At 73.9% G+C, this 1574-nt stretch carries 2 protein-coding genes; one reads left to right on the forward strand and one right to left on the reverse strand.

What is annotated here, in order from left to right; all coding sequences use genetic code 11:
* Window positions 1–497, reverse strand: a 497-nt coding sequence (locus tag AX692_RS16790; RefSeq protein ID WP_155646356.1) for an ABC transporter substrate-binding protein, incomplete at its 3' end; no start/stop codon positions are given.
* A 166-nt stretch (window positions 498–663) separates the two neighbouring features.
* On the opposite strand from AX692_RS16790, the gene AX692_RS16795 reads away from it, so the two are divergent.
* On the forward strand, window positions 664–1574 hold a 911-nt coding region (locus AX692_RS16795), incomplete at its 3' end, for a cell wall hydrolase (RefSeq protein WP_073977786.1).

Consider the following 1574-nt stretch of genomic DNA (forward strand, 5'->3'; position numbering starts at 1 on the left):
AGCGGCGGGGCCGCAATGCGCGCGGCGAGCGCCTCGCCCGCGTCCCCGCGCCCCGCCAGCCGGGCGACTTGGCGCACCTGCTCGGCGCTCTCGGCGATGCTGGTCGGGCTGCCGAAGGTCTCGACCCTGAGCCCCGCCCGCTCGAGCGCATTGCGCGTGGGTTGGGGCAGGAAGATCGAGGCGAGCACCAGATCGGGCCGCGCGGCGATCAGCTCCTCGGCGGTGCCGCCGGTGACGCCGTAGCGCGCGGCGGTCTCGAGGGGAATCGAGCTTGAGGCCAGATCGCGCGAATAGTGCGACAGCGCCAGCACCTGCGCCGGCGGGGCGATCTCGACAAGGATCGCATCGAGGCAGGGGTTTAGGCTGACGATGGTCGGTTGGGCGGAGTCCGTCGCAGGCACCGGCGCGGCGGGCGCACAGGCGGCGAGCACAAGCGCGAGCAGCAGCGCGCCCCCGCATCGGCCCCTCCGCCCTGTCGTGATGCGATCCCGCGCCATATCCCTTGCGGCAAGGCGATAGGGCGGCGAGCCTGCGTGCGCAATGTCCTTGGGTGCGCGCCTTCGCGCGACGCTTTAACCCGCCGCCGCCGGGTGTCCGGAAACGGGACGCCGACCGGCCCCGCGCTCGCCCCTGCTCCCGCCCGCGCGTAAGCGGGGTGCGACCATGTCCCGCCAGCGCACATTCTACGTCGATACCTCGGGCGAAGTCGCCCCGCGCGCGCGCCGGGGATGGGCACGCCTGCGCATCGGCGGGTTCTCCAAGACAGCCCGCAAGCGCCTTGCCGTGCTGCTCGCGGCGATCACCGTTCCGGCGATGGCCGCGACCGGCGGCATGGGCGGCAGCGTCGGCGCGCTCCCCGGCCCGGCGGTCGAGAGCACCGCCGCGCTCGCCACCCGTCAGGCCGCCGCGGCCGCGCTGCCGTTCGAGCGTCCGGGCATGAGCTTTCCCGGCTCGGCCTATTTCTACATGGCCGACCCTGCGGGCACCGCGCTGGTCGCGCTGCCGACCGACGACCCGCTCGGGCAAGGCGCTGAAAGCGGGCGCGCGCTCGGCGCGCTGATCGATGTCGGCGTGGCGGCCAGGCCCTTTTACATGCCCGGCACCGGCGTCGCTCACCTGCGCGCCTCGGAATGCCTTGCCCAAGCCGTGTGGTACGAGGCCGCGAGCGAAAGCGAGGCCGGGCAGCGCGCGGTGGCGCAGGTGGTGCTGAACCGCGTCACGCACCCGAGCTGGCCCGCGAGCGTGTGCGGCGTCGTCTATCAGGGCTCGGAGCGCTCGACCGGCTGCCAGTTCACCTTCACCTGCGACGGCAGCCTTGCGCGCCGCCCCTCCGGCGCGAGCTGGGCGCGGGCGCAGCGCATCGCGCAGGAGGCCTTGAACGGCAGCGTCTATGCCCCCGTGGGCCTCGCAACCCATTACCACACGCTCTGGGTCGAACCCTATTGGGCGAGCAGCCTCGACCACATCGGGACGATCGGTGCGCACCGCTTCTACCGCACCCGCGGGGCGAGCGGCTCGGCGGCGGCGTTCCGGGGCGGCCATGCCGGGTTCGAGCCGGTGGTGAGCGGCCGCAC

Source organism: Erythrobacter donghaensis (genome assembly GCF_001557325.1).
GTDB lineage: Bacteria > Pseudomonadota > Alphaproteobacteria > Sphingomonadales > Sphingomonadaceae > Erythrobacter > Erythrobacter donghaensis_B.